This window comes from Alishewanella sp. HL-SH05, assembly GCF_052655985.1.
This window is the reverse complement of sequence record NZ_CP199753.1, coordinates 3,345,904-3,372,066: the sequence shown is the minus strand read 5'-3', so window position 1 is coordinate 3,372,066 and position 26,163 is coordinate 3,345,904. Positions and strand designations below refer to the sequence as shown.

The 26,163-nt window shown below is 46.8% G+C and carries 23 protein-coding genes; 10 read left to right on the top strand and 13 right to left on the bottom strand.

Features of this window, described 5'->3' with window-relative positions; all coding sequences use genetic code 11:
* Positions 1-39 precede the first annotated feature (39 nt).
* Genes hutH through hutC form a run of 3 tightly spaced genes read right to left on the bottom strand, consistent with a single transcriptional unit; the run spans position 40 to position 3,973 of the window.
* Positions 40-1,575 carry a histidine ammonia-lyase gene (hutH, locus tag ACUJFL_RS15435; protein ID WP_445427931.1) on the bottom strand — a complete coding sequence of 512 codons (1,536 nt, stop codon included), beginning with the start codon at positions 1,573-1,575 and terminating at the stop codon, positions 40-42.
* Entirely contained in the window at positions 1,572-3,254 is a 1,683-nt protein-coding gene (gene hutU / locus ACUJFL_RS15430) for a urocanate hydratase (RefSeq protein ID WP_445425435.1), read from the bottom strand. The genes hutH and hutU overlap by 4 nt, the downstream gene beginning before the upstream one ends.
* An 11-nt stretch (positions 3,255-3,265) precedes the next feature.
* Positions 3,266-3,973: a histidine utilization repressor gene (gene hutC / locus ACUJFL_RS15425; RefSeq protein ID WP_226751039.1), complete on the bottom strand. Its 708-nt coding sequence runs from the start codon at positions 3,971-3,973 to the stop codon at positions 3,266-3,268.
* Positions 3,974-4,154: 181 nt separating this feature from the next.
* On the opposite strand from hutC, the gene hutI reads away from it, so the two are divergent.
* Positions 4,155-5,387: an imidazolonepropionase gene (hutI, locus tag ACUJFL_RS15420; protein ID WP_445427930.1), complete on the top strand. Its 1,233-nt coding sequence runs from the start codon at positions 4,155-4,157 to the stop codon at positions 5,385-5,387.
* Between the two features lie 11 nt (positions 5,388-5,398).
* Here hutI and ACUJFL_RS15415 read toward each other — a convergent pair whose 3' ends face one another.
* The 7 genes from ACUJFL_RS15415 to priA all read right to left on the bottom strand — a co-directional run bounded on the left by ACUJFL_RS15415 (position 5,399) and on the right by priA (position 12,575).
* Entirely contained in the window at positions 5,399-6,466 is a 1,068-nt protein-coding gene (locus ACUJFL_RS15415) for a formimidoylglutamase (RefSeq protein ID WP_445427929.1), read from the bottom strand.
* 3 nt (positions 6,467-6,469) lie between these two features.
* Positions 6,470-6,955, bottom strand: coding sequence for a ribonuclease E activity regulator RraA (gene rraA, locus ACUJFL_RS15410; protein WP_226751041.1), 486 nt, complete (start codon positions 6,953-6,955; stop codon positions 6,470-6,472).
* Between the two features lie 166 nt (positions 6,956-7,121).
* On the bottom strand, positions 7,122-7,493 hold the full coding sequence (locus tag ACUJFL_RS15405) for a gamma-butyrobetaine hydroxylase-like domain-containing protein (RefSeq protein WP_226751042.1): 372 nt from the start codon (positions 7,491-7,493) through the stop codon (positions 7,122-7,124).
* Positions 7,493-8,821: an HslU--HslV peptidase ATPase subunit gene (hslU, locus tag ACUJFL_RS15400; RefSeq protein ID WP_226751043.1), complete on the bottom strand. Its 1,329-nt coding sequence runs from the start codon at positions 8,819-8,821 to the stop codon at positions 7,493-7,495. Before hslU ends, ACUJFL_RS15405 begins: the two co-directional genes overlap by 1 nt.
* A gap of 11 nt (positions 8,822-8,832) precedes the next feature.
* Entirely contained in the window at positions 8,833-9,351 is a 519-nt protein-coding gene (gene hslV, locus ACUJFL_RS15395) for an ATP-dependent protease subunit HslV (protein ID WP_226751044.1), read from the bottom strand.
* Positions 9,352-9,408: 57 nt separating this feature from the next.
* Positions 9,409-9,978: an SPOR domain-containing protein gene (locus tag ACUJFL_RS15390; protein WP_445427928.1), complete on the bottom strand. Its 570-nt coding sequence runs from the start codon at positions 9,976-9,978 to the stop codon at positions 9,409-9,411.
* A gap of 422 nt (positions 9,979-10,400) precedes the next feature.
* The gene (gene priA, locus ACUJFL_RS15385) at positions 10,401-12,575 is read right to left on the bottom strand and encodes a primosomal protein N' (protein ID WP_445427927.1); all 2,175 of its coding nucleotides are present in this window, start codon (positions 12,573-12,575) and stop codon (positions 10,401-10,403) included.
* 212 nt (positions 12,576-12,787) lie between these two features.
* Between priA and rpmE the strand changes: the two genes are divergently transcribed.
* Entirely contained in the window at positions 12,788-13,000 is a 213-nt protein-coding gene (rpmE, locus tag ACUJFL_RS15380) for a 50S ribosomal protein L31 (RefSeq protein ID WP_226751047.1), read from the top strand.
* 230 nt (positions 13,001-13,230) lie between these two features.
* On the opposite strand, the gene ACUJFL_RS15375 is transcribed toward rpmE, so the two are convergent.
* Together ACUJFL_RS15375 and ACUJFL_RS15370 are read right to left on the bottom strand one after the other, a co-directional pair.
* Positions 13,231-14,130: a tetratricopeptide repeat protein gene (locus ACUJFL_RS15375; RefSeq protein ID WP_226751048.1), complete on the bottom strand. Its 900-nt coding sequence runs from the start codon at positions 14,128-14,130 to the stop codon at positions 13,231-13,233.
* 101 nt (positions 14,131-14,231) lie between these two features.
* Positions 14,232-14,423, bottom strand: a complete 192-nt coding sequence (locus tag ACUJFL_RS15370) for a hypothetical protein (protein WP_226751049.1) — start codon at positions 14,421-14,423, stop codon at positions 14,232-14,234.
* An 88-nt stretch (positions 14,424-14,511) separates the two neighbouring features.
* Here ACUJFL_RS15370 and ACUJFL_RS15365 point away from each other — a divergent pair, with 88 nt between their 5' ends.
* Positions 14,512-15,753 carry a malic enzyme-like NAD(P)-binding protein gene (locus tag ACUJFL_RS15365; RefSeq protein WP_226751050.1) on the top strand — a complete coding sequence of 414 codons (1,242 nt, stop codon included), beginning with the start codon at positions 14,512-14,514 and terminating at the stop codon, positions 15,751-15,753.
* A gap of 42 nt (positions 15,754-15,795) precedes the next feature.
* Here ACUJFL_RS15365 and metJ read toward each other — a convergent pair whose 3' ends face one another.
* Positions 15,796-16,131, bottom strand: coding sequence for a met regulon transcriptional regulator MetJ (gene metJ, locus ACUJFL_RS15360; RefSeq protein ID WP_226751051.1), 336 nt, complete (start codon positions 16,129-16,131; stop codon positions 15,796-15,798).
* Between the two features lie 177 nt (positions 16,132-16,308).
* Here metJ and metB point away from each other — a divergent pair, with 177 nt between their 5' ends.
* The 7 genes from metB (at position 16,309) to argH (ending at position 26,152) form a co-directional block, all read left to right on the top strand.
* On the top strand, positions 16,309-17,481 hold the full coding sequence (metB, locus tag ACUJFL_RS15355) for a cystathionine gamma-synthase (protein ID WP_445427926.1): 1,173 nt from the start codon (positions 16,309-16,311) through the stop codon (positions 17,479-17,481).
* Positions 17,482-17,744: 263 nt separating this feature from the next.
* Positions 17,745-20,648, top strand: coding sequence for a ligand-binding sensor domain-containing protein (locus ACUJFL_RS15350; RefSeq protein WP_445427925.1), 2,904 nt, complete (start codon positions 17,745-17,747; stop codon positions 20,646-20,648).
* 122 nt (positions 20,649-20,770) lie between these two features.
* Positions 20,771-21,799 carry an N-acetyl-gamma-glutamyl-phosphate reductase gene (gene argC / locus ACUJFL_RS15345; protein ID WP_306177717.1) on the top strand — a complete coding sequence of 343 codons (1,029 nt, stop codon included), beginning with the start codon at positions 20,771-20,773 and terminating at the stop codon, positions 21,797-21,799.
* On the top strand, positions 21,796-22,560 hold the full coding sequence (gene argB / locus ACUJFL_RS15340) for an acetylglutamate kinase (RefSeq protein WP_226751055.1): 765 nt from the start codon (positions 21,796-21,798) through the stop codon (positions 22,558-22,560). Before argC ends, argB begins: the two co-directional genes overlap by 4 nt.
* A 63-nt stretch (positions 22,561-22,623) precedes the next feature.
* Positions 22,624-23,538 carry an ornithine carbamoyltransferase gene (locus tag ACUJFL_RS15335; RefSeq protein WP_226751056.1) on the top strand — a complete coding sequence of 305 codons (915 nt, stop codon included), beginning with the start codon at positions 22,624-22,626 and terminating at the stop codon, positions 23,536-23,538.
* Positions 23,539-23,546: 8 nt separating this feature from the next.
* Positions 23,547-24,761: an argininosuccinate synthase gene (locus ACUJFL_RS15330; RefSeq protein WP_226751057.1), complete on the top strand. Its 1,215-nt coding sequence runs from the start codon at positions 23,547-23,549 to the stop codon at positions 24,759-24,761.
* A gap of 5 nt (positions 24,762-24,766) precedes the next feature.
* Positions 24,767-26,152 carry an argininosuccinate lyase gene (gene argH / locus ACUJFL_RS15325; RefSeq protein ID WP_445427924.1) on the top strand — a complete coding sequence of 462 codons (1,386 nt, stop codon included), beginning with the start codon at positions 24,767-24,769 and terminating at the stop codon, positions 26,150-26,152.
* The last annotated feature ends 11 nt before the right edge of the window (positions 26,153-26,163 follow it).

Here is a 26,163-nt window from a genome sequence, read left to right as displayed (position 1 = left end):
GTGAACTCAGTGCACGAAAATGCACTGGTTAGTGTGAGTTTAAAAGCTACATAACATACCGCTGGGTAACATGGGGTTAAATACACCCGAGCGCACTAAGGCGGCACTTTTTTCTATATCGGGACCAAAGTAACGATCTTGCTGATAAAAGCTGACTTCGTCGCGCAAAGCGGCTTTTGCTTGCTCTAACACCGGGGTGCTTTTCAGTGGCGCCCGAAAATCCAAGCCTTGTGCCGCAGCAAGATATTCCACCGCCAACACGCCGGTAGTGTTCTCGGCCATATCAGCCAAGCGCCGAGCGGCAAAGGTTGCCATGGAAACATGATCTTCCTGATTGGCTGAAGTCGGTAAACTGTCGACTGAAGCAGGATGTGCTAACGATTTATTTTCTGAGGCCAGCGCAGCAGCGGTCACCTGTGCAATCATAAAACCACTGTTGACCCCACCGTTTGGCACCAAGAAAGCCGGTAACTTACTCAAACTAGCATCAATTAATAACGCCATACGTCGTTCCGACAGTGCGCCGATTTCGGCTATGGCTAAGGCCAAGTTATCGGCGGCCATAGCAACCGGTTCGGCATGGAAGTTACCACCGGATAAAATATCGCCATCCTCTGCAAATACTAAGGGGTTATCTGTAACGCCATTGGCTTCAACTTGCAGCACCTCTGCCGCATGACGGATTTGCGTTAAACAGGCACCCATCACCTGAGGTTGGCAGCGTAACGAGTAGGGATCTTGTACTTTTTCACAGTTTTCATGGGAATGGCCTACTTCAGAGCCGGTTTGCAGCAAGTGCCGATAAATGCAGGCAGTATCAATTTGGCCTTTTTGGCCACGCGCCTGATGGATGCGGGGATCAAATGGCGCACGACTGCCAAGTGCCGCTTCCACGCTCATTGCGCCAATAACGCAACCTGCAGCGTACAAATCTTCGGCATGAAACAAGCCTTGTAAGGCCAGGGCGGTAGAGGCTTGTGTGCCATTCAGTAAGGCCAGACCTTCTTTCGCGGCAAGGGTAATCGGCGCTAAACCGACTAATTCGAGTGCTTCTTTAGCATCATAAATTTGCCCTTTGTAGCAAATCTCACCTTCACCGATTAACGGTAATACCATATGAGCAAGTGGCGCGAGATCGCCAGAGGCGCCAACTGAGCCTTTTTCTGGAATACACGGGTATAACTCGGCATTAACCATGGCAATTAGCATGTCAATCACGCTTAAGCGAATACCCGAAAAGCCACGGCTGAGCGAATTGATTTTTAGCACCATCATTAAGCGTACGGTGCTATCTGCCATAAACTGGCCAAAGCCCGCGGCATGCGATAACACGATAGACCGTTGTAACAATTCTAATTCATCGTTTTTAATCCGTGTGCTAGCCAGTAAGCCAAAGCCGGTATTGATGCCATACACCACTTTATTTTGTTTAATAATATCGGCGACACAAGCGGCTGATTGAGCAATAGCAGGGAGCGCACTGGCATCTAGGCTGAGCGTTACTGCGCCTTGTTGCACAGCACGTAATTGTGCCAAACTAAGCTGGCCAGGGATCAAGTTTAAGGCGAAGGTCATGGTTGTTCTCCCGTCATCATTGGTAGATCTAGGCCCTGTTCATGGGCACATTTTTTGGCAATGTCGTAACCTGCATCGGCATGACGCATTACCCCTGTACCCGGATCATTCCACAGCACTCGACCTAAACGTGCTGCCGCTTCCTCTGTTCCATCCGCGACAATCACCACGCCACTGTGTTGGCTGTAACCCATACCCACGCCACCGCCATGATGTAACGACACCCACGTAGCACCGCCAGCGGTATTTAATAAGGCGTTCAGTAATGGCCAATCGGAAACGGCATCTGAGCCGTCTAGCATGGCTTCAGTTTCACGATTAGGGCTGGCAACCGAGCCAGAATCAAGATGATCACGACCAATAACAACAGGGGCATTGAGTTCGCCATTTTTTACCATCTCATTAAATGCTAAAGCGATACGGGCGCGATCTTTTAAGCCAATCCAGCAGATACGAGCGGGTAAACCTTGAAACTGAATGCGCTCGCGTGCCATATCCAACCAATGATGCAAATGGGTATCATCCGGGATCAGCTCTTTGACTTTGGCGTCGGTTTTGTAAATGTCTTCTGGATCGCCCGACAGGGCAACCCACCGAAATGGCCCAATGCCTTGGCAAAACAGTGGCCGAATATAGGCAGGAACAAACCCCGGGAAATCAAAAGCATTGTCTATGCCTTCGTCTTTGGCCATTTGCCGAATATTATTGCCATAGTCGGTAGCGACTGCGCCGCGTTGCTGCAAAGTTAAAATCGCTTGCACTTGAACGGCCATAGAATGTTTCGCGGCTTTAACCACTTTGGCCTCGTCTTGCTGGCGCATTTCTGCTGCAATTTGCAGGGTCCAGTTTTGGGGTAAATAGCCGTTTAAAGGATCATGTGCGGAGGTTTGATCGGTCACCACATCGGGCGTGATGTTCCGGTTGACTAATTCGCTAAACACATCGGCGGCATTGGCCAATAAACCAATCGAGGTAGGTTTGCCTGAGGCTTTAGCCTGCTCAAGTAATTGTAACGCTTCATCTAATGAGTAGGCTTTTTGGTCGATATAGCCGGTTTTTAGCCGAAAATCGATGCGACTTTCATCCACTTCACAGGCGATCATATGAAAGCCGGCCATGGTTGCGGCCAATGGCTGTGCACCGCCCATGCCACCGAGACCACCGGTTAAGATCCATTTATTGGCGGCGTTACCGTCAAAATGCTGCTTAGCAATCGCCACAAAGGTTTCATAGGTGCCTTGTACGATGCCTTGCGTGCCGATATAGATCCATGAGCCAGCGGTCATTTGGCCGTACATCATTAACCCTTGTCGATCTAATTCATTAAAATGTTGCCAGTTCGCCCACGCCGGTACTAAATTAGAGTTGGCGATTAACACCCGCGGTGCATCAGGGTGGGTTGGAAAAACACCAACGGGTTTACCGCTTTGCACTAACAGTGTTTGGTTATCCTCTAACCGGTCTAACACCTCGACAATTTTATCAAAACAAGCCCAGTTACGAGCCGCGCGGCCAATACCACCATACACCACCAGGGCTTGCGGATGCTCAGCCACCTCAGGATCCAGGTTGTTCATTAGCATGCGCTTAGCGGCTTCAGTTTGCCAACTTTTGGCGGTGATCTGCTTGCCGCGCGCGGCGCGGATCACTCTGCTGTTATCAATACGGTTCGTGTTCATAGCAACCTCTGTTAACGGGGTAACGCAAAATTAAGGTGTCCGCCTAGCCGATAGCGGCTACCAGGCGAGGTGAGATAAGCCAGGCTAACGGCACCATCACGGCTAAAGGTGCGACGGGTCAAGCGCAGGCAGGGTTCAGGTTTTTTCAGTTGTAGATGCTGGCAAGTAAAGTTATCTGGCCAGATCGCTTCAACGATATGTTCAGCTTCGGTCAGTGGCGCAATCATACTTAGATAGTGATGCGGTGTTTGCTCTTGAAAATCTTGCTGGATATACAGTGGCACTTGCAGCGGATTGACATAGCGCGCTTCGAGTTGCAATGGTTGACCGGCAGACAGGTGCACAATCAGTGAGAAAAACACAGGATCATTGCGTTTTAACCCCAGTGCTGTTGCCACAATGGTCGGGCAAGGTAATTCGGTTAGCTGTACTAAGGTTGCGCTATAGGTATGGCCACGGCCGGCAATTTCATCAGCAATATTATGTATTTGCAATAAAGATGACTGGGATTTAAGTGCCGCAACAAAGCTGCCAACACCTTGCGTTCGATACAAAATGCCTTGCTCGGTTAGCTCTTGCAAAGCGCGCCGGGCGGTCATGCGGCTAACGGAGAATTGCTCGGCCAATTCATTTTCGGATGGCACACGGCTGTGCTCAGGCCAGGCACCGCTTTCAATTTGCCGTAGCATAAACTCTTTTATTTCTGCAAATTTTGCCATGTTATTCTCGTGTTAGTCAGACAGCGGGTCAGAACGGATCCGCTAATTAGCTGCAAATAAAAATAGCGGATCTTGGTTGTATATACAAGTTTTTCGTATAGACTATTTTTAATAGTTTGGGCTTTAGCCCTAGAGGTCGTTGCGCGATTAAGTGTTAGCAGAATTGTGCTCAGGAGGAACAGTGACAGAATTTGATGCCGTGTGGGTGAATGCTCAGATCGCCAGCATGACGGAAAACGGCCAGCCTTATGGTGCTATCGCGCACGGCGCATTGGCCATCAAAGACGGTTTGATTGCTTATGTTGGGCCACAAGCCGATTTGCCGCAATTTGATGCATTAAGTACGCCGCTGTACGATGCAAAAGGCCAATGGATCCTGCCCGGTTTAATTGATTGTCATAACCATTTGCTGTTTGCTGGTAGTCGCGCCAATGAATTTGAGCTACGCCAACAAGGGGCCAGTTATCAAGCCATCGCGGCAGCCGGTGGCGGTATTGCCAGTACCGTAAAAGCCACTCGGGCAGCCAGCCATGAACAATTGTTTGTATTAGGTAAAGATCGCCTCAATAGCTTACTGCACGAAGGCGTGACGACTGTAGAAATTAAATCAGGCTATGGTCTCGACTTAGCCAATGAGCAAAAGCTGCTTGAAGTCGCCGCGTTGTTAGCTGAGCATCATCCGCTGAATATTGTAAAAACCTTTTTAGGTGCGCATGCACTGCCAGCAGAATTTAAAGAGGATGCGGCGGGTTATATCAACGAAGTGTGTCGTATGTTACCGCTGCTTGCTGAGCAACAGTTGGTGGACGCGGTTGATGTGTTTTGTGAAGGTATTGGCTTTAGTGTTGAGCAGTGTCGGCAAGTATTTAACACGGCCAAGGCATTAGGCTTACCGGTTAAAGCGCATGCGGAACAATTATCTAACTTGGGCGGCAGCGCCTTAGTGGCTGAGTTTTCGGGGTTATCCGCGGATCATCTGGAATATTTGGATGAGGCAGCGATTGCCCGTATGGCAAACGCCGGTACCGTTGCGGTGTTATTACCGGGGGCTTATTACTTTTTACGGGAAACCCAATTACCACCGATAGCGCTTTTACGTCGCTACCAGGTGCCAATGGCGATTGCCACCGATCTTAATCCGGGGACCTCGCCATTTTGTTCATTATTGTTAATGTTGAATATGGCCTGCACCTTGTTTCGTTTAACGCCAGAAGAAGCGTTATTAGGCGTGACGCGTCATGCTGCCAAGGCGCTGGGATTGACTGACCGGGGAAGTTTGGCTGTGGGAATGCGTGCCGATTTTGCCTGTTATGCGATTAGCCAACCGGCAGAATTATGTTATCAATTTGGCGTCAGTGCGCTTAAACAAGTGGTCATTGGTGGCACCTTGTGCCGCTTAGCCAAAAATGTGTAGCTGATCACCCTTTAGTCAATGCTTGGCGGCTGTTGTTGCTTTCCCGCTAAAAAGGCTTGTACCAGTTGGCTTAACACTTGGCCGCATTGATTCATCCCTGCAGCTTCACCACTTGGATGTTGCGCAGGCGCGGCTTCGGCTAAGTGTAAATAAGCGGTTTGCGGTAATTTGGCGAAGTGAAACACGGCTTGCTCTGCTTCAGCTACGCTAATACCACTGTAGTTAAGCGCGCTGGCAGGCATGCTGGTAATGCAGTCGGTATCCACTTCAAGTGCTAACTTGGTGTTAGCGGATAACACTCTTTGCAAACTCAGTTCGATGGCCTGGCTCCAGTTGTACTGGCCTTCTACAAAGATCTGTTGATAGCTGAGATATTCAAAATTCGCTTGCTGTAAGGCCGTCAAACTGGCGGCATTATTTTTTTGCACATGCAGCCCCAGCACAAAATAATGCTGTAATAACGCTTCAGCTTGCGCATAACTAAACGCATTGCCGCTATGTCGGCCTTCTAAGGCACGAAAATCGGCATGCGGATCCAAATTAATACAATTAACCTGTTGCTGCTGACAATCACTTAACGCCCGCAACAGTGGTAAGGCATTGTTATGACCACCGCCAATCACTATCGGGGTTAAGCCCTGCGCAAAAATAGGTTGAACGGCACTGAATACTCGTTCGTCAAGTTGCGCACAAAGGGCGCGTAATTGGCTTAAATGCTCGGGTTGTTGATGATCTAATGCTGTACTTTGTGCTTGTAAATCGGCACAAGCTACCTCACCGAGGATCAAAATATATTCACCGGCGAGTAATGCATTAGCTTGCAGATTAAGGAATTTGTTTAAAAACGCTTGAAAGCCTAATTGTGCACCAGCAAAGCCACCGTTCGCTCTAGGGCCCAGATCTTCTGGGATCCCCAGTATGACAAACTTGCCACCGTGAGCGGCATGTAAGGCAAGGTTCTCTGCTAACGATAAAGTGGCTTCAGGAAAGCGTAACTGGGCAGATAATCGTTGCTCGCCGCTGCGCTGCTGACAGCAACGCGCAAGTTGCGCTTGAGTCAAATAGTGCAGGGCGTTCATGCGTTACTCGATGTCGAGTGCATCCGGCGATAAAATGATGCCGGTACTGTCAGCATACAGATGATCACCAGGTAGGAAGGTTACGCCGGCAAAATTAACGGGCACTTCGGTTTCACCAAAGCCTGCATCGTCAGCGCCAATCGGGATCGCATTAACGGCTTGAATACCGATATCGAAATCTTCTAATGCATCAAGATCGCGCACGCTACCGTAGCAGACAATGCCTTCCCAACCGTTGCTTGCCGCTAAAGAGGCCAGATCCGCATCAACTAAAGCACGACGAGCTGAGCCACCACCGTCAATCAGTAACACCTTACCAATGCCGTTGTCAGTCAGCATTTGACGCACCAAACCGTTGTCTTCAAAACATTTTACGGTGTGGATTTTTCCGCCAAAAGAACGGCGACCACCATAGTTAGCAAAAATCGGCTCAACGACATCAACTTGATCCGCGTACAGATCGCAAAGCTCTGAGGTGTTATATTCCATAAGGTGGCTCCAAACTGCAAGAAAAGTATGCGAACAGTATAACCTGCTACCACCTAAGCTCAAGCACAACTTCGAGCACCATTAGGCAAAGTCACTTACGCAATGCGGTTTTCTACTTGAGAGAGAAGTGGTAACAGGCGGATGCTTAACGGCAGTGCACTGGCCCTTACAGCGTTTTAATACTGATCAGCGGTTCACGGCTGGCATTAGCCTGTTTTAACTTGGCCAAATAGTCTTGCCACAAGGTTGTTTCATTTTCAGCCAACTGGCAAAGATAAGCAAAACTGTACAAGCCAGTAGCATGGCCATCATCAAAAACCAGTTTTACTGCGTAATGACCCACTGCTTGGATCTGCTTGATGGCAACGTCACGTTTATGGCTGACCAACTTAGGTTGGCCATGACCACGCACCTCAGCAGAGGGGGAGTGCACGCGTAAAAACTCGGCACTCAAACTGCTGAGGCTGCCGTCGCTAAACTGTAAGTCGAGCAAACGGCGACGTTGATGGTAATGAAGTCCAACCAACTTTTTGGTCATTACAAAATAAACCGACTGAGATCTTCGTTTTGTACTAAGTTGCCCAGATGTTTTTCAACATACTCAGCATCGATACTGATTTGTTGCCCCGCATGATCGGCGGCATCATAAGAGATTTCCTCTAATAAACGCTCCATCACCGTGTACAAACGACGAGCACCGATGTTTTCTGTGGTTTCATTGACTTGAAAGGCCGCGGCCGCGATATGCTTAATGCCGTCAGCGGTAAAGCTGATGTTCACCCCTTCAGTGGCGAGCATCGCTTGCGCTTGTTCGGTCAGTGACGCTTTAGGTTCGGTTAAGATGCGTTCAAAATCAGCGGCGGTTAACGCTTCCAGTTCAACCCGGATCGGCAAGCGACCTTGTAATTCAGGCACAAGATCGGAGGGTTTACTCATTTGAAAGGCGCCAGACGCAATAAACAGAATATGGTCGGTTTTTACCATACCGTGCTTGGTGTTCACGGTGCAGCCTTCAATCAGCGGCAGTAAGTCACGTTGCACGCCTTCGCGTGAAACATCGGGGCCGCTGGTTTCGCCGCGTTTACAAATTTTATCGATTTCATCTAAAAATACGATACCATTTTGTTCAACCGCTTCTAAGGCTTCTAGCTTAAGCTCTTCAGGATTAACCAAACGTGCCGCTTCTTCTTCAATTAGTTGCTTAAAAGCGTCTTTGATTTTCAGCTTACGTTTTTTCTTTTTGTCATTGCCTAAGCTTTGAAACATGCTTTGCAATTGCGACGTCATTTCTTCCATGCCCGGTGGCGCCATGATTTCGACGCCAATGGGGCCTTGTGACAATTCCAATTCGATTTCTTTATCGTCTAATTGGCCTTCACGCAGCTTTTTACGGAAAATTTGCCGCGTATTCGATTCGCTACTTTTTTCTGTTTCACCCCAGGCGTCTTTGGCGGGTGGCAGTAAAGCATCGAGGATCCGCTCTTCTGCGGCTTCTTCTGCTCTAAAACGATTTTTGGCAATCGCTTGTTCACGTAACATTTTAACGGCACTGTCTGCCAGATCACGGATGATGCTTTCTACTTCTTTACCGACATAACCCACTTCGGTGAATTTGGTGGCTTCAACTTTAATAAAGGGCGCGTTAGCCAATTTGGCTAAGCGACGAGCAATTTCAGTTTTACCTACACCCGTTGGGCCAATCATCAGAATATTTTTGGGGGTGACTTCTTGGCGCAAGCTTTCATCAAGCTGCATACGGCGCCAACGGTTACGTAAGGCAATAGCAACGGCACGTTTGGCTTTATTTTGACCGATAATGTGTCGATCCAACTCGTGGACGATTTCTCTAGGCGTCATGTCAGACATAATTGTTCCGCTTATAATTCTTCAATGGTGTGATGGTGATTGGTATAGACACAAATATCACCGGCAATTTTTAGGCTTTTTTCAACGATGTCACGCGCGCCTAGATCAGAATTTTGTAGCAGGGCTGTCGCCGCCGCTTGCGCAAAAGGGCCGCCACTGCCAATGGCGATGAGATCGTGTTCTGGCTGGATCACGTCGCCGTTACCCGTAATGATCAAAGAGGTGTTGGCATCGGCTACGGCCAGTAACGCTTCGAGTTTGCGCAGCATGCGATCGGTACGCCAATCTTTTGCTAACTCAACGGCCGCGCGCATTAAATGGCCTTGGTGCATGTCAAGTTTGGCTTCAAAGCGTTCAAATAAGGTGAAGGCGTCAGCGGTACCGCCGGCAAAACCTGCCAAGACTTTATTATGGTAAAGACGGCGAACTTTACGGGCGTTACCTTTCATTACGGTGTTGCCCAGTGACACCTGGCCATCACCGCCGATGGCGACGTGACCATTGCGTCGAACAGATACGATAGTTGTCATGAATATGCCCTATGGCGAATTAACTTAGGGCATAGATAGGGTTTAGGCGTTAGCTTTTCAAGCCCAGTTACGCACCTGACAGGTATTAATACCCATTTGCCGTAACCGATTCATATCAACGGTGGCAGCACGACGAGACTCATAAGGGCCCAGCACTACCCGAAACCACACGCCATTAGTACCTTCGGTGCGGCGCACATCGGCGGTAATGCCCGCAAAGGCGATTTGCGCTTTCATGGCTTCGGCTTGGGTTTGCTGTCTAAATGAGCCGCATTGCAGTTGCGCCGGACCACTGCGACGCTGCTCTGTCACTTCGACGGTCACTTCTTTATTTTTAAGCTCTTCAATATATTGATAAGGCTCAGCTACGGGCTTGGGAGGCAATTCATCTTTTTTCACGGTAACAGCCGGAGCGGGTGCTTCAGGCTGCGTTACCACCGGAGCTTGTTGGCGTAAAAACCACAAACCGTAAACAAAAGCCAATAAGACACAGAGCACCAAGCCGATTAATATCCAAGGTTTTTGTGAGGCAGCTTGCGCTTTGGCACCGCGTGCTGGGCGGGCTTTGCCTTTGGTCTTGCTGGCCGGTTTCGGGCGACTGGCGCGCACATAATCTTTTTGTGGCATAGTGACTGTTTGATTACCTACTCATTACAACAGCGGCTATTCTACCTTGAATAGTAAAAAATGAAATAGAGCTATCACTCTGCCTAGGGCTTGTTGACGTTTGCTGTTTAGATTTTGTTCGTTTGGCGATGTTTTGATCGCGAAACGAGGAGTGCAGTTTAGTTATTCTAAATAAACGACAAGTGACAAAGAGCAAAGCATCGCCATACAAACCCTTCGGGCAGCGTGTGGCTGCCATTTCTACTGCGTTATACGAAATATTCCTATATTTCGCCTTCGGCCAGCAGAGCTGTTCCCGTTTGTTCCATACAAACGGGTCGCTTGTTTATGTAGAATAACTACACGGCACAAGCTCTGCCTTGTATAAATGGCAGTCACTCAGCTGCAAAAACAACCATCAAACGTCAACAAGCCCTATGTACTTAGCTCAGATCCAGAGCATCCACATCGAGCTGCCATTTTACTTTACGGCTCAGCGGCCAACGTGTGATTTCTGGCAAGATGTGCCCTAAGGCATGATGCAATAGCGGTCTATTTTGGCTGTACAAATGCAACTGCCAGCGATACTTACCCGCTTTGCGCTCTAAAGGCGATAATAACGGCCCTAGCCGCTGTAAACCGTTATAGGCTTGGCAAAGCTCTGCGACCTGTTGTAACCACTGCTGGCATAAGTCACTTTGCAGGGCTTCGGCACGAAATAATGCCAAGTGCTGATAGGGCGGTAAGGTGGTTTGTTGGCGTTCGAGCAGGGCACTGCGTGCAAAAGCCGCATAACCGTTTTGAATAATATCTTGCAGCAGGGCATGTTCAGGATGCTGTGTTTGCAGTAATACCTTACCTTTGTCATTGCCTCGACCTGCGCGGCCAGCGACCTGTGTCAGCAGTTGAGCTAATTGTTCTGGCGCACGAAAGTCTGCGCTGTATAAGGCGCCATCTACATCAACAATTACCACCAAAGTCACAAAAGGAAAGTGGTGGCCTTTCGCCAGCATTTGCGTACCTAAAATTAGGCGTGGCCCAGCTTGATTAATATCCTTGAGCAACTCCCCTAAAGCACCTTTTCGCCTTGTACTATCGCGGTCTAAGCGGGTTACGGGTGTATCTGCAAACAACTGCTGCAAATGTTCTTCTAACTGTTCAGTGCCTTGGCCAACTGGCGCTAATCGAGCACTGCCACAAGAGCCGCATTGTCTAGGAATAGGGCGGCTGGCGCCGCAATGGTGACATAATAATTGGCGACTATGTTTATGATAAGTGGTAAAGGTGCTGCAACGTTTACATTCGGTTAGCCAGCCGCAATCTTGACAGCTAAGCGCGGGGGCAAAACCGCGGCGATTCAAAAATAACATCACTTGCTTACCACGGGCTAACTGGCCGCGGATTTGTTTAATACTGCTATCGGCTAAGCCGAACTGTAATTGCTGCTGTTTTAAATCAATTAACTCAAATGGCGGTAAGCTTTGCCCTGTAGCGCGATGTTGCAGTTCTAAATGCACATAACGTTTTTGTTGGCAATTATATAAAGATTCTAAACTGGGGGTGGCAGAGCCAAGCAACACAGGGCAGCCTTCTAATGAGCCGCGTTTAATCGCCAGATCACGCGCATGATAGCGAAAGCCATCTTGCTGCTTTAAAGATAAATCATGCTCTTCATCAATAATAATTAAATTGAGTTGTCGAAACGGTAAAAACAGCGCCGAGCGCGTGCCAATGACAATCGCAGCACTGCCACTTGCCGCTTGTAGCCAGCATGACAAACGTTCGCCATCGCTGAGGTTAGAGTGCCAAGCTAAAACGGGCACATTAAAACGCTGTACAAAACGTTGAAGTGTTTGCGGCGTTAAACCAATTTCAGGTAGCAACAATAAGACTTGTTCGCCACGGGCTAATAGAGGCGCAATGCATTGCAAATACACTTCGGTTTTACCCGAGCCGGTGACACCTTCTAACAAGAACGGCTGAAACTTTCCGTAAGCTTGCTGCACCGCACTCACAGCAATAGCCTGGTCAACTGTCAGTTGTAAGGGTGTTTGTGCTAAACCTTGATAGGCGTAAGGTTGACGCTCTAGTGTTTCAGCAACAACCATGCCTTTATCTATCAGTTGTTTCAGTGTGCTGCGATGATGCTGTTGCAGTAGTGTATCTTCAGCTAAAGGGCTGGTTTGCAGCGTTTGCCACAAGGCAAGTTGCTTCGCCGAACGCTTAAAATCACTACTTTGTGCTGCTTCGCCTGCCGCCGTTAATCGATAGCCGGTTAGGGCATAATCGCGCAGTTGTCGGCCTTCACGCAATAACGCAGGAAGGGCTGCGGTCAGCACTTCACCTAACGGATGGTGATAGTATTCCGCTGCAAAGCTTAATAAAAGGCGTAGGGTGCCGGAGATCACCGGAGCGTCTTCTAAAATGTGACTTACTGCTTTGAGTTGGCTGTGTTCAAAAGGACTATCCGGATCAATTTGCCAAACAATCCCAATTAACTGACGTTGACCAAATGGCACTTGTACCCGACACCCCACTGTTACACTGCTGTTTTCAGGTAACAGATAATCAAAATGTTGGCGTAACGGGACGGGCAGAGCCACTCGAATAACGGTCACTATGGTTTCCACAACAAAGCAAAGGGATTGTTAGTTTAAGGATCGATATCCGGCTTGCCAAGTAAAACAAAAATAGTGTTTTTTTGCCGCGGGCAGGTTGCAACTTGTTTGCCTATCAATTAAGCTACGCGCCCTAAATTAACTGTAATTGCGTATGGTGTCTGGCGCCAAAAATTGTGACCAGATAGCGATACGGCCTAACGAGGTAACCCATGAAACCAGGTATCCATCCAGAATACAAAGAAATTACTGCTACTTGTACTTGCGGTAATGCATTCAAAACTCGCTCTGCACTTTGCAAAGACATCCACTTGGACGTATGTTCAGCATGTCACCCGTTTTATACTGGTAAGCAAAAAGTGTTAGACGTAGGTGGTCGTGTAGATCGCTTCAAAAAACGTTTCTCTGTTTTGGGCAATCGTTAATCGATTACCGAACGAAAAAAAACCGGAGCTTAGGCTCCGGTTTTTTTTGCTTCAAAATACCATGCATGTGCACATTAGCATTAATCTGTTCTGCGCATAGCGGTAGGGTTTTCATGGCGATGGTTGTAGCACAATAAAACAACGCCATGCTCAGCATGCTAGCTAAGACATAGCGTTAAGTGGGAACAACCTATGGCTAAAACGATGGTACAGCAAATTCAAACAACCGGTTATTGACCACCTGATAGCACTTGGTTGATTGAAGAGGAAGAGCTGTCTGGTTTAATACTGGCGCAATTGCTGCCGCTTTGCTCACAACTGACTCCGCGAATACGACTACCGACAGAACGGCTATCATAAAGCCCTGAAGAATTTAACCTTTTGACTAAACCGGCAAGCATATTGTTCATTTGAATTTGCTGCCCCGTCACGCGGATGACCTCAATGTTTTCAACTTGCTGTAAATCTTTTACTAATTCTGCATGTTCATTGCTTGCTGCTAGTTCAGCGCTGACTTCCGCTAAATAAGGTTTGGCTTGGGTTTGCCCAGTTAACACTAAGCGTTTAAACAACTCCGCCGCAGCAACGAGATCTTTTTCAGTGCCAATACCATGTTGTTTAAGTTGGCCCAGTAACAGCATTGACGTTGCTAACTTTTGTTCTGACGCTTGCTCGAGTAATACCACAGCTTGCTCGATTTGCGTTGGATCTTCAGTTTGCAACAATGTTACTGCTTTTGCATATTGGGCTGGAGCGTAATTTAAAGAGATGGCTTGTTCTAATAACCGGTCTGCTTCTGCGATATCTTGCTCAATAACAAAGCCATTTCGTAACCAATCTGACATCAAGTAAACTGACATGGGGTTGCGCTGGCGTACACCTTGGCGAAGATAGCGTAATGCTTGACTGGTATTCTGTTCTAAACCATCGCCTGTCGCATAAGACATGGCAACGATCGCCGCGGCATCGCCGCTACCTGCTCGAGCCAGTCGCATCAATTTACGCAGCTCTTTTGTGCAGTCAGTTTCAGTGCATATTTGCTCATTGTTTCCGGCATTTTGTGCAGTGGCGGGCAGGCTAATACTGATGCTACTTACGAGAATAAGTGCAGAGATCGATAAAAGGCGCATGGCATAACCTCATTAACTAAATATTTACCAGATATTGTAGTGATATTTTAATGACGGTCAAGGGATGTCGCTAAAATTAATAGTGATTTGTTTTATTTGTGTTAAATTTTGGTGGTAACTAGTTCAACATATAAATACTCAGCAAGAGATTGGGTTTTAAGTGTATAGGCTTCTTTATGGCTAGCGCATTTCTTGCTATAAGAAGAGAAGAAAATATCAACAAGAAGGTGGTCATACTTGCTTAGGCTGGTAGGTCCAGCAACAAATTGGTGTTTTTCTATTAAAGAGCTCATTAAAATGAGCCTTCATCTGGCTTGCTGTAAAACAATAATAAGCATAATTGCAGCCTGTCGCCGCTTACCTTACTCCAGGACAATTAGAATGACAGATTTCAGAGAACAGGCACTTCGCTACCATGCCGAACCCCGCCCAGGAAAAATTAGTATTGAAATTAGCAAACCGGCTGAAACCGTCCGCGATCTTGCGCTAGCTTACAGCCCAGGTGTGGCGGAGCCCGTTCGTGAAATTGCTGCTGATCCAGACAATGTGTATAAATATACCGCTAAAGGTAACTTAGTCGCTGTGATTTCTAACGGTACTGCGATTTTAGGTTTGGGCAATCTCGGGCATTTAGCATCAAAACCGGTGATGGAAGGTAAAGCCTTGTTGTTTAAACGCTTTGCCAACTTAGATTCGATTGACATTGAAGTGTCACATCGTACAACGGAAGAGTTTATAACGACGGTTGCCAATATTGCCGATACCTTTGGTGGTATTAATTTAGAAGATATTAAAGCGCCAGAATGTTTTGAAATAGAGAAAGAGTTAATCAAACGCTGCAACATCCCGGTGTTTCATGATGATCAGCATGGTACAGCAATAGTCACTGCTGCCGGTATGCTTAATGCGTTAGAAATCCAAGGTAAGGATATTAAACACGCCATTATCGTTTGTATGGGTGCGGGTGCTGCGGCTATTGCTTGCATGGAGTTATTAATTAAATGCGGTGCCATGCGTGAGCATATCTATATGTTGGATACCAAAGGGGTGATCCATGCTCGGCGCGAAGATTTAAACCAATATAAATCGTTATTTGCCAATAATACCGATAAACGGACTTTAGAAGATGCTTTACAAGGGGCGGATGTTTTTGTTGGTGTATCGGGCCCCGATGTGTTGCCAGCAGAAGCTTTAATGTTAATGGCAGATAAGCCTGTTATTTTTGCTTGTTCAAACCCTGATCCGGAAATTAAGCCTGAGCTCGCGCACGCGGCTCGACAAGATCTGATCATGGCAACAGGTCGCTCTGATTACCCTAATCAAGTGAATAATGTTTTGTGCTTCCCGTTTATTTTCCGTGGTGCTTTAGATGTACGTGCCAGTGAAATCAATGACGCAATGAAACTTGCAGCAGTAGAAGCGATCCGCTCAATTGCTAAAGAGCCGGTGCCAGCCGAAGTTTTGGCGGCGGCTGATGTATCAGCTTTAGAGTTTGGTAAATCTTACATTATTCCAAAACCGATGGATCCGAGATTGTTACCTCGAGTGGCACGTGCTGTGGCGGAAGCCGCGGTAAACTCGGGCGTTGCTCGTTTACCACTGCCTGATAATTACTATAAGTAAGCTGAGCCGCTTATAAAAAAAACCGCCTATTGGCGGTTTTTTTTATTCTTCGTCGTTTTCTGCTTCAATGATGACTGGGATGGGTTTACCCATGCTGGTCAAAATCTGCCGAACTTCAGCAGGAATTTGATGCGGATTATCTTTACGTAGATCGTCATCAGCCGGTAATGGCTGGCCAGTAAAGGCGTGCAAAAAGGCTTCGCACAATAACTCACTATTTGTCGCATGCCGTAAGTTGTTCACTTGGCGGCGAGTGCGTTCGTCAGTTAGCACTTTTAAAACATTCAGCGGGATCGATACGGTAATCTTTTTAACTTGTTCTGATTTTTTACCGTGTTCCGCGTAAGGGTGAGCATACTCACCATTCCACTTAGCCATAAGGGTCCCTTGTTATTGGTCGAGAGAAATTGCTCGCGCAAGTGCGAAATTCTACTGTTTTCTCTGTTACAGTCAAACACTGTGCAACAAATAAACATTATAGACGGCTAAATGGTTTGACTTCCAGTGTTAACGCATTATACTTTTTAGACATCTAAACATCCGAAAGGGCGTATTATGACCAAGCGTCATCCAGCGACTATCGTTGCTCGAGCGGGTATTGCGGAAGATACCGCCTTTGGTGCAGTGACACCACCGATTTACCTCACTTCAACTTATCAACTTCCGGCATTAGGGCAGCCAGGTCCTTATGATTATTCACGTTCAAATAACCCTACCCGCGATGTATTAGGGGAGGCGTTAGCCGAACTCGAAGGCGGTGCTAAAGCGATTATCACCAATACTGGTATGTCAGCTTGTTTGTTAGCACTGCAATTACTAACACCCTCTGACACCTTAGTGATCCCGCATGATTGTTATGGTGGTAGTTATCGATTATTTACCAATTTGGCGCAAAAGAAGCAGGCTTTTAAATTACACATTATCAATTTTCAAGATGCCGATTGGGCCGAGCAATTACGGTTAAGCCAAGCCAGCATGATTTGGTTAGAAACACCGAGTAACCCATTACTGCAAATTACTGATGTGCGAGCGGTTTGTCAGTTAGCGGCCAGCCTCAAAGCCAAATTGGTGGTGGATAACACCTTTTTATCGCCAGTATTACAGCAGCCCCTCTCCTTAGGTGCAGATTTAGTCATACACTCGACGACGAAATTTATTAATGGCCACTCTGACATTATCGGCGGTGCCGTGATTGCTAAGGATCTGGCGGTTGGCGAAGAATTAAAATGGTGGGGAAACTGTTTAGGCTTAACCGGTGGAGCATTTGATGCCTATCTTACCTTGCGAGGCTTAAGAACGTTAAACTTGCGCTTAAAGCTGCAACAAGAAAATACGGCTGCAGTGGTCGATTTTTTAGCGGCGCATCCTTTAGTTGCTAAAGTGTATTATCCCGGGCTGACAAGTCATCCTGGGCATCAGATTGCTAAAGAACAGCAATTGGGTTTTGGGGCGATGTGTAGTTTTGAGTTGAACGCTCCTGCGGCATTGTTAAAAGATTTTTTCAATGCTTTAGAGTATTTTACTTTGGCACAGTCACTGGGAGGCACTGAAAGTTTAATCTGTCATCCTGCTTCAATGACGCATGCTTCGATGGATGCGGCGGCGCAGCAGCGAGCGGGTATTGCTGCCACCTTAGTGCGTTTATCAATAGGCATTGAAGATGTGGCAGATTTACGTGCTGATTTGCAACAAGCGCTAAACGTGGTAGCTCAGCGTTTAGCTGACTAAAACAACTCATCTAGCTTAGGCAACAGAAGATTTAATGCCTGTTGCCGAAGTTATTTTTTAATAATATGTGAGCTCTCGTAAATATCTGAAATTCATTAACTTAATGATTTCTTTATTTTAGTTCGTGTTTGTTGGTTTCTTTATACCGTAAAATCAAGTTCCGTAAGCAGGTAACACGCTTGGCATTGTTAATTAAATTCGGTTAATCTAAAGTACATTAGTAGCTAGGCGCTAACGCTACAGCCAAGGAATTGGATTTCTGCATGCTTTTATCGGGCCTGTGTCGGCATCGGCGACATATTTATCATTTTTTCTGCTTGTTGTTCTGTACTGTATTTTTTAATACGGCAGCGGCTTCTGCTGCAAAGCATATTCCTAGCTTAGATAATTATTTTAAAGAAACGCTCAACACTCGATCCGGCTTGCCGCACAACACTATTAATGCTATTACTCAAACGCCGGATGGCTATATGTGGTTTGGCACTTGGGAAGGCGTTGCACGGTATAACGGTCGCGAATTTCGCATTTTTGATCGTAACCCCCAAACCGGTTTGCCAGATGTCGGCGTGCGTACTTTTCATTTAGATAAACATAATGTTTTGTGGATAGGTGGTGCACGGGGCGGGTTGGTTAAAGTACAAGATGGGCAATGGCAAGCTTTCCCCCCTTTTGGTGAATTGATTAATCGTTTGTTTATGGATAATCAAGATCGATTATGGGTTGCTACCGAGGGGCAGGGGCTTTACATGCAAGATGCCACCGGTAAACGCACACATTTTACGCTTGACGATGGATTACCCTCTCTCCAAATTCACAGTTTGCAACAAGATGCCAACGGCTTACTGTGGGTTGGCACCGCGAATGGATTGGTTTACTTAGATGCACAATTGCAAATTCAACCGGTTGCTGCAGACGAATTTAATGGCGTACCGATATTTGCTTTGGAATTAAATCATCAAGCAGCGTTACTAGTAGGCACAGAACGTGGCCTTTACCTGGCACAGCCAAGTCAATCTAAGCCATTAACTTTATTAGATAATGTTCCGGTGTCGGCCATATTGCAGGAGAACTCAGACATTCTATGGATTGGCACTATAGATAGAGGCTTATTACGCTTACATAACGGTATTACTGAATCTTTAGATATGCGGCAGGGCTTACCCAATAATCGTATTTTAGCTTTGTTAAAAGACAAAGAAGGTAATTTGTGGGTTGGAACAAATGGCGGCATTTTTCGTTTAAGAGATGCGCCTTTTAATACCATGACTACCGAAGTCGGATTAGCCGGAAATTATACCCGTGCTCTGTTATCGCATTCTAATGGCTGTATGTATGTTGGTAGCAGCCGCGGTTTAACTCGTATTTGTAATGGTGCGTTCAGTATTATTGATTTAACGGCAGCCAGTGTCGGGCAGTCGGTGTTAAGTCTAGCGGAAGGACCCGATCAAACGGTGTTAGTGGGCACCTATGCCGATGGTTTAATTGAACTGCAACATGATCAGATCCGACGCCATTATGATACCGGGAACGGTTTACCAGCCAATGAAGTTCGCGCCATCCTACCTCTGGGCAACGGTCAAATGTGGGTAGGCACGTCTAATGGTGTTAGTCTTATAAAGGATGATGGTATTTTAAGTTTAGGCGTTGCGGATGGTTTACCCAGTTCTTTTGTTGTCTCGCTGTTTCAAACACCCGATCAGCGAATTTTTATTGGCACTGGCAATGGTGTGGCCGTTTATGAAAACGAGCAACTGAGAACACTAAATATAGCGGCATACGATGATGCACACTATGCCTTTGGAATGACCTATGATGCCCCGGTAAACATTTTATGGATCACCACGGATCGAGGCCTGATGGCCTATCATCTAGCCAGCAATGACATACAAATTATTGGCCGAGCGCAAGGCATGCCGTTTGATAAAATATTTGAGTTAGTTCAAGACCAGCAAGGTTCTTTTTGGATCAGTAGTAATAGGGGCATTTTAAGGTTAAATCGCAGCCATGCCCTTGCGCTTTTAGCCGGTAAGCGTAGTTCATTAAGTGTCGAACTTTATGGCGAAAGCGATGGCATGATCAGCTCGCAAGCCAATGGCGGCTCGGCTAAAGCGGGTGCACTTCACCATGATGGCTCGGTGTGGTTTGCCACATCGATGGGAGTCACCCGGGTTCAGCCTGAGCGTTTACAGCAATTTGCTGAAATTGCTCCGCCAGTAGTTATTGAAAAAGTACATGTTGATGGCCAAGCTTTACCCTTAGGTTCTCCAGTTAATCTTGTAGCAGGCAGCAATCGATTGGAAATTAGTTACGCAGGCTTGGGTTTTGTGATGTCAGGGCGAATTCAGTATCGTACTAAATTAGAAGGTTTTGATCGTGATTGGGTGACGCGTGGTACTGCCAATACTGCCGAGTACACTAACTTACCACCAGGCGAATATCGCTTTTTAGTGAGTGCTAGTTATCCCGACGGTGAGTGGAGCAAGCAAGAAGCTGTCTTTACCTTTACGCTACTACCTCATCTCTGGCAGCGTTGGTGGTTTAAATTCGCCATTATCTTGTTACTCACCACACTCAGTATTATTGCGGTGCGTTGGCGTATGTCGAGTTTAAGACACACTGAACAACGTTTGCGTAAATTAGTCGCAGAGCAAACAACCGAATTGCAATTGCTCGCAAGACAAGATGCCTTAACCGGTTTGGCTAATCGCCGAGCCTTTGATGAAGAATTGCAGCATGAGTATCAACGCGCGCAGCGGAATAACACCACTTTATGTCTGGCATTAATAGATGTTGATCATTTTAAGCGGGTTAATGATCAACTGTCGCATGCGGTAGGTGATGAAGTACTGAAACGTTTGGCTGAAGTGTTAAAACAGCAATGCCGGACGGTTGATATGCTTGCACGTTGGGGCGGCGAGGAGTTTGTGGTGTTGTTACCTGATACTTCATTACAGGATGCTTCAGAGGTGTGTGAACGCCTTCGTCATAAAGTAGAAAAACTTAACTTCACTGATCTAGCTGCTGATTTGCATATCACAATTAGTATTGGTTTAACCACGAATAATAAGTTGGAATTACCCCAACTATTAGTCAGTGCCGATAAAGCCTTGTATAACGCGAAAAAATTAGGGCGTAATCGCTTAGCCTTAGCGGACAATACGCGTTAAATATTGGGTATTAATTCAAAAAAATAGCATAATAATTCTTGATTGTGCATATCCTTCGTTCTACACTAGGCGCCATATTGTGCTATAACTTGTAGCCTAGTTTTTCTTTTTAAGAGTTTTCCATGTCCGTTGAACAACAAAACATTAAAATTCGCAGTGCCGTACTCGGTGCGGCGGGATACAGTGGTGCTGAGCTATGTGCTTTGCTATGCGCTAACCCCTATTTTGAACTGAGCTATGCTTTTGCATCGGCCGGTCGCAGTAGTGAACCTTTCGCCCAGTTATATCCTCGTTTTCAGCAACAAGTCGATATTTTGGTTGAGCCTTGGACCGATGAGCGCGTAGAGGCGTTAGATGTGCAGGTAGCGTTTTTGGCGTTGCCACATGAAGCCAGTGAAGCTATTGCCCCGCTGTTGTTAGCAAAAGGCATTGCGGTAGTCGATTTATCGGGTGCCTTTCGTTTAAAGCAAGCTGACTTATACCCGAAATACTATGGTTACGCTCATCAACATCCTGAGTTATTGGCCCAAGCGGTGTATTCATTAATGGAATGGCAAACGACTCCATTGGGTGATTTAGTCTCTGTTCCTGGCTGTTATCCTACCGCTTGTACGTTGGCGTTATTACCGCTGCTAAAAGCGGATTTAGTAACTAAAGACTGCATTCCGGTGATCAGTGCCACAAGTGGTGTCTCGGGTGCTGGCCGCAAAGCCAGCTTAAGTACTTCATTTTGTGAAGTCGGTTTAAATGCTTATGGTTTCTTTAAACACCGGCACCGCCCAGAGATTGAACAAAATCTGGGACGCAAAGTGGTGTTTACCCCTCATCTGGGTAATTTTAAGCGCGGCATTTTAGCAACCTGCGTTGTCACGTTAAAAGCCGGCGTGAGCGCTGAGCAAGTTGCGGCAGCTTTTCAGCATGCTTATGCCAGTAAGCCGTTAATCCGTTTTACTAAGAACTCTCCTAATGTTGCCGATGTGGCGGGTACACCGTTTTGTGATTTGTATTGGCAGCAAGATGGCGAGCAATTAGTCATTATGTCAGCCATTGATAACTTATTAAAAGGCGCTGCCGCGCAAGCGATGCAGGCGGCGAATGTTCGTTTTGGTAAACCTGAGACAGCGGGTTTATTAGCAGGAGCCAGCCTATGAAACCGCTAGTATTAAAAATGGGTGGCCGCTTACTGCAAGACAGGCAAGCGTTAGATGCCTTATTAGCGGTATGTGCCAACATTAAGCAGCAACGGCCGGTCATTTTAGTACACGGTGGTGGCGATCAGGTTGATCAATGGCTGAGCAAGTTTGGTTTTGTCACAGAAAAAATTGATGGGCAACGGGTATCACCAGCAGAACAAATGCCTGTGATAACAGGTGCTTTAGATGGCGCGGTAAATGCTGAAATGGTCAGCCGTGCCATGTTGCAAGGTTTGTTGCCTGTTGGCTTAAATTTATCCGCGGGTAATGCCTGTCAATTCACTGTGAATACGCGCCTTGGTGCGGTAGGTATTGTTAAACCCGCTGATGCGACTTTAATTGAGTTGTTATTAACCCAAGGTTATACCCCCGTATTTAGTTCGATTGGCATTGCTGCCGATGGTCAGTTGTTAAATGTGAATGCCGATTTAGCCGCAGCGGCGATTTGCCAGCTAGTGAAAGGCCAATTGGTGTTATTGACCGACGTTCCGGGAATTCTCGATGCCAATATGCAGTTAATTAACGAACTTTCTGCCGAACAAGCCAGTAACTTAGTGCTTGAGGGTGTGATTAAAGGCGGCATGAAAGTGAAGCTAGATGCTGCTTTAGAAACAGCGGCTGCGTTGCAAAGCAATATTGTGGTCGCGGGCTGGCAAAATCCAGCCGATTTGATGAATTTGATGCAGGATAAGCCTGTCGGCACCTGTATTTTGTATTAATTAGCGGCGCCATTGCTTGGCGCCATTGAGTAAGGATACCGCTTAGCGGATAACGCGTGTGCTATGAGTAAATTAACCCAGCTGCTATGTTTAGCTGAACTGGATCAACAACAATTGTCTGCTCTGCTTGATCTCGCCTTAGATATCAAACAATCACCTAACAATTACCGACATGCTTTGCAGGGGCGCAGTATTGCTTTGCTGTTTGAAAAGCCCTCGTTACGCACCCGCGTAAGCTTTGATGTGGGTATTCACAAATTAGGTGGCCATAGTGTCTATCTTGATTTGCAAAATGGCGCTATGGGTGAGCGTGAATCGGTTGAAGACTTCGGCAGTAACTTAGCATGCTGGACCGATGCTATTGTGGCGCGTGTTTACTCACAGAAAACCTTAGTGCGTTTAGCCTTAAGCAGTAAAAAACCGGTTATCAATGCTCTAAGTGATATTTATCACCCATGCCAAGCCTTAGCCGATTTATTGACATTAAAAGAGCAATACGGCGATTTATCTCAAGTACACTTAGCCTATGTGGGCGATGGTAATAATGTTTGCCAATCTTTAATGTTAGGTGCTGCGATCATGGGGATGGACTTAACGGTGGTCACACCACAAGGTTTTGGCCCTGATGCGCATGTATTATTAAAAGCGCAAGAAATCGCGCAGCGCAGTGGCGCCAAGTTAACATTGAGCCAGCATGTTTCTTCTGCGGCCGGTGCTGATGCGATCTATACCGATACTTGGTTATCAATGGGTACCCGTTCTGATCCTGCGTTAATTACTGAAATTTTTTCACCCTATCAGATCAATACTGCAGTGATGCAGCGTTTAGCGGTAAAACATTTTATGCACTGTTTACCTGCACATCGTGGCCACGAAGTGACCAGTGAAGTGTTAGACAGTGAACATTCTTTGGCATTGCAGCAAGCGGAAAACCGCATGCATGCACAAAATGCCGTTTTAGTCAGTTTATTTAGTTGAGGTTGATGATGAGCGTTGAAAACGTTAAAAAGGTAGTTTTAGCCTATTCAGGTGGTTTAGATACATCGGCTATCGTGCCGTGGTTAAAGGATAATTATAACTGCGAGGTGATTGCCTTTGTTGCTAACGTCGGTCAAGGCGACGAAGAGCTTGCCGGTGTAGAAGAAAAAGCCATTAAATCAGGTGCTAGCAGCTGCTACATCGTTGACTTACGTGAAGAGCTAGTCAATGAAGTGATTTTCCCGACGTTAAAAACCGGTGCGGTGTATGAAGGCCAATATTTATTGGGAACCTCTATGGCACGCCCTGTGATTGCGCGTGCCCAAGTTAATTTAGCCTTAGAATTAGGTGCTGATGCGTTATGTCACGGCTGTACTGGTAAAGGTAATGACCAAGTACGTTTTGAAGGGGCCTTTGCCGCGTTAGCGCCACAATTAAAAGTGATCGCGCCATGGCGTGAATGGGAATTTAACTCTCGTCAGTCACTGCTTAATTACTTGGCTGAGAAAAATATTCCGACTACCGCTTCTGCGACCAAGATTTATAGCCGTGATGCTAACTTATGGCATATTTCACACGAAGGCGGTGAAATTGAGAATCCGTGGAACGAGCCTTCAGATCAAATCTGGATGTGGACGAAATCACCTGAACAAGCTCCTGATCAAGCAGCTTACGTTGAGTTAAGTTTCGAAGCCGGTGAATTAACCACTATCAATGGTCAAGCGATGGGGGGTGTTGCTGCCATTGAGTTACTGAATGATATCGGCTCTGAGCATGGTGTTGGCCGTATCGATATTGTTGAAAACCGTTTGGTTGGCATGAAATCTCGGGGTTGTTATGAAACACCCGGCGGTACAATTTTATTAGCCGCATTAAAAGGTTTAGAAGCCTTAGTGTATGACCGTACTTCACTGAAATACCGTGAAGAAGTGGGTTTAGAGTTTGCGCAGCTGGTTTATGATGGACGTTGGTTCACGCCATTAAAAGACGCCTTACTTGCCGCAGCAACCTCTTTAGCATCACAGCTAACCGGTGATGTTGTAATCAAACTATACAAAGGTAATGTCACGGTAGCGAAGCGTCGCTCACCAAACAGCTTGTACTCAGAAGCATTCGCCACCTTCGAAGGTGATGAAGTGTATAACCAAAAAGACGCTGAAGGCTTTATCAGATTATATAGTCTGGCTAGCCGGATCAGAGCCTTACACGCAAACAAGGGTTAAGTATTATGGCTATGTGGGGAGGGCGCTTTACTGAGGCCACACTGGCAGAATTTCGTGAGTTCAACGATTCCTTGAGCTTTGATTATCAACTTGCATTGCAAGATATTAACGCATCCCGTGCTTGGGCTGCGGGCTTGCTGCAAGCCGGTATTATTAATCAGCAAGAAGCGCAGCAGTTAGATGCCGGCCTGGCCGACTTAGCTGTAGCGATTGAAGCTGATCCTAAGTTACCGCTGCAAACGCAAGAAGAAGATATTCATAGTTGGGTCGAAGCCCAACTAACGGCCAAGCTAGGTAATGTTGCGAAGAAATTACACACGGGGCGCAGCCGTAATGACTTGGTTGCAACTGACTTGCGGCTCTGGACTCGTTTAAATGCGGGTCATGTGCGTCAATCACTACTGGCGGCGTTAAAAGCCTTGTTGGTGTTTGCTGAGCGCGCCGAAACCGCAGTGATGCCGGGTTTTACCCATTTACAGCGGGCACAGCCGGTATTAGTGGCGCACTGGGCCTTGGCCTATGTAGAAATGTTTAAACGTGACCTGGGCCGATTGGATGATGCTGTCGCACGTTTAGACAGTTGTCCGCTAGGTTGTGGCGCACTTGCCGGAACGGGCGTAGCAATGGATCGGCATACACTGGCACAACGCCTAGATTTTGCCGAACCTGCAGCTAACAGCTTAGATGCGGTTTCCGATCGTGACTATGTGGTTGAGTTATCCGCTGCCGCAACTTTATGCATGACGCATTTATCACGTTTGTCAGAAGATGTTATTTTCTTTTGCTCAGGCGAAGCGGGCTTCTTTAAATTAGGTGACGCGATCAGTAGCGGCTCATCTTTAATGCCGCAAAAGAAAAACCCCGATGTATTTGAGTTATTGCGTGGTAAAACCGGTCGTGTCTTGGGCCATTTAGTGGCTATTTTGCATGTCATTAAAGGTTTACCTCTGGCATACAACAAAGACATGCAAGAAGATAAGCAAGGCTTTTTCGACTTGATGAGTACCTGGCAGCAATCGTTGTTAGTACTGGCAACCGTATTGCCGCATTTGTCGGTAAACGAAGCGCAATGTCGTATAGCAGCAGAGCTCGGCTATAGCAATGCCACTGACTTAGCCGATTATCTGGTGGCGAAGGGTATTCCGTTTCGTGATGCGCATGAATTATCCGGAGAGCTGGTGTTAAAGGCATCAGCGGCGAAGGTTGCGTTAGAAGCACTGCCATTAGCAGAGATGCAGCAGGTGTGTGAACTGATCAGTGATGATGTGTTTGCTGCTTTGACCATCGAAGCCGGTTTAGCCAAGCGCAATGCTTATGGTGGCACTTCACCACAACGCGTATTGGCTGCGTTAAAAGCGCGCCAAGCTTGGTTGGATAGTATTTTGGCCTAAGGCCATTTGAA